Here is a 696-nt window from a genome sequence, read left to right on the forward strand (position 1 = left end):
AATATACAAACTCCCAATTTCTCTTTTGCAACAAAAAAATATGATGAAATATTTGAGGAATTTATGTTTGCTTGAAAATTATATTCTGCCCGATTATATAGATATGCTTACCGCTTCAAAATGCATGATAAACAACGATTACGCTTTGGAAATAATGCAAGGAATGGAATATTATCCTTACTATAGCGAAGAAAACGAAGAAGATTATCCGACTATAAAATTAAATAGAGACCCCGCGACAAACAAAATGGAAGGGCTTTTGAAAGACAAAAAAATTAAACTAAACAGATACGATAATGTTTGGAGAACTTCATTTAAAAAAATTAAAGTCGATACTCGTCCGAAAGAAAAATATGACGGAGAATGGGAAGACGCTTGGAATAATAGAACGAATTTACTATCCCATATTCCCGAAGATATTTCAATGGAAAAACATATGAATATTTTGAGAGATAAAATAAAAAATATGCTTACGGAAGATAAAGCGAAAATAGAGCCTTTCAGAGTAAGCGTTAAAGACGGAATCGACATGAGAGAAACTATAAGAAATTATTATAAAAACGAAATATATGTTAAAGAAATTCCAAAATTAAAAGGAAATATTGGGCATATAGTCGTTATATTCGATGACGAGCGAGACGAAGACTACGATTGGAATATAGTTTGGTATAGCGAGGCTCATGATGACAGCGATTT

Annotated in this window: 1 pseudogene; it reads left to right on the top strand. The window is 31.5% G+C overall.

Annotation, left to right across the window (positions count from 1 at the left end):
* Positions 1-696: pseudogene (locus tag EZH24_RS13065) on the top strand (conjugal transfer protein TraB); the annotation flags it as partial.

The organism is Brachyspira catarrhinii, from assembly GCF_005518285.1.
In the GTDB taxonomy this organism is placed as follows: Bacteria; Spirochaetota; Brachyspiria; order Brachyspirales; family Brachyspiraceae; genus Brachyspira; species Brachyspira catarrhinii.